This is a genomic window from Streptomyces sp. rh34 (genome assembly GCF_002551245.1).
Classification (GTDB): Bacteria; Actinomycetota; Actinomycetes; order Streptomycetales; family Streptomycetaceae; genus Streptomyces.
Map to the genome: position 1 here is coordinate 1 of NZ_NTGZ01000531.1, position 1,310 is coordinate 1,310.

Sequence of the window (1,310 nt, forward strand, 5' to 3'; positions counted from 1 at the left end):
ACCCCCGACACGCCCGCCGGTCCGCCCGGAGCCGGGGACCGTGTCCCCGGCCGGATCGGCGGCGGAGCCCTCCGGGCCGGCGGACCGCGAGGGCCCCGGCCGCCCGGCGTCGTCGTCCTCGCCGACGCTCATACAGCCGGTGGACGCGGCGATCGTCAGCGCGGTGACGGCTGCCCAGCGGGCAGGGGCGGACAACTGGCGCACGAGTGGCACCTCCGGGGCGAGGGGGCGGAGAGCGGGGGCGACGGGCGGGAGCGGAGAGCGCGGCGCCGGGGCGAAGCGGGAACAGGTGCGAGCGGTACGGCGTCGCACCGTGCCCAACTCCCCCGACCCCGCCGGAGACACGCCCGAAACGCCACCCGCCCGTGCGACGACCGGCGAAACAGCCCCGGGCACCACGCCGGCCCGCCTCCCGGTCCCGCCTCCCGGCCGGCCTCCGGTCCGCCTCCCGGCACCCGTCGGCCTCGCCCGGGACCCGCGCGACCGCCCGCCCCGCCCGCGCTACCCCCCGAACCCGCCCGTCAGTTCCGCCCCCAGGAACACCGCGCCCAGGCCCGCCAGCAGTGATGCGAGTACATGGGCCGCGGCCAGGAACGCCCGGCCCGTCTCGGCCAGGCGGAGGGTCTCGTACGAGAACGTCGAGTAGGTCGTCAGCGCCCCGCACAGGCCCGTCGCCAGCAGCGCGTGCGCCGGTGAGGACACCGCGGCGCCGGTCAGCAGCCCGAGCAGCAGGCTGCCCGCCGTGTTCGCCGTGAAGGTGCCCCACGGGAAGACGTACGGGACGCCCGGCCCCTGGTGCGCCTGCACCACCCGGTCCGTCAGATAGCGCAGCGGCGCGCCCACCGCCCCGCCGACCGCCACCAGCAGCCAGTTCACGCGGCCCGCCCCTCACCCCGGGAACCCCGGGAACCCCGGGAACCCCGGGAGTGCCGGGTGCCCCGGTCCAGCCAGGTCCTCGTCCCCGCGGCCGCCGCCCACACCGCCCCGAGCGCCGCCACCGCCGTCGCCGCCGCGTACGCCATGGCGGTCAGCGTCTCCTGACGCACGAGCAGGTCCGAGACCCCGGCCGCGTACGTCGAGAAGGTCGTGAAGCCGCCGAGCACGCCGACGCCGAGGAAGGGCCGCACCAGGGGGTGGGTCACCCGGCCCCGCTCCACGGTCAGCACCATCAGGACGCCGATGAGGGCGCAGCCGCCCACGTTGACGGCGAACACCGTCCAGGGGAAGCCGCCCGCGCCGGGCCACAGCACCAGGGCCCCGTAGCGGGCGAGCGCGCCGAGCGCGCCGCCGGCCGCGACCGCCGCCAGCAC

The 1,310-nt window shown here is 78.3% G+C and carries 2 protein-coding genes and 1 pseudogene; all 3 read right to left on the bottom strand.

The window, feature by feature from the left end; genetic code table 11:
• Window positions 1-204 (bottom strand): annotated as a pseudogene (locus tag CR470_RS37975) (hypothetical protein); the annotation flags it as partial.
• Between the two features lie 297 nt (window positions 205-501).
• On the bottom strand, window positions 502-876 hold the full coding sequence (locus tag CR470_RS37980) for a fluoride efflux transporter FluC (RefSeq protein ID WP_097872292.1): 375 nt from the start codon (window positions 874-876) through the stop codon (window positions 502-504).
• Window positions 873-1,310, bottom strand: a 438-nt coding sequence (locus tag CR470_RS37985; protein WP_097872293.1) for a FluC/FEX family fluoride channel, incomplete at its 5' end; no start/stop codon positions are given. The genes CR470_RS37980 and CR470_RS37985, both read right to left, overlap by 4 nt.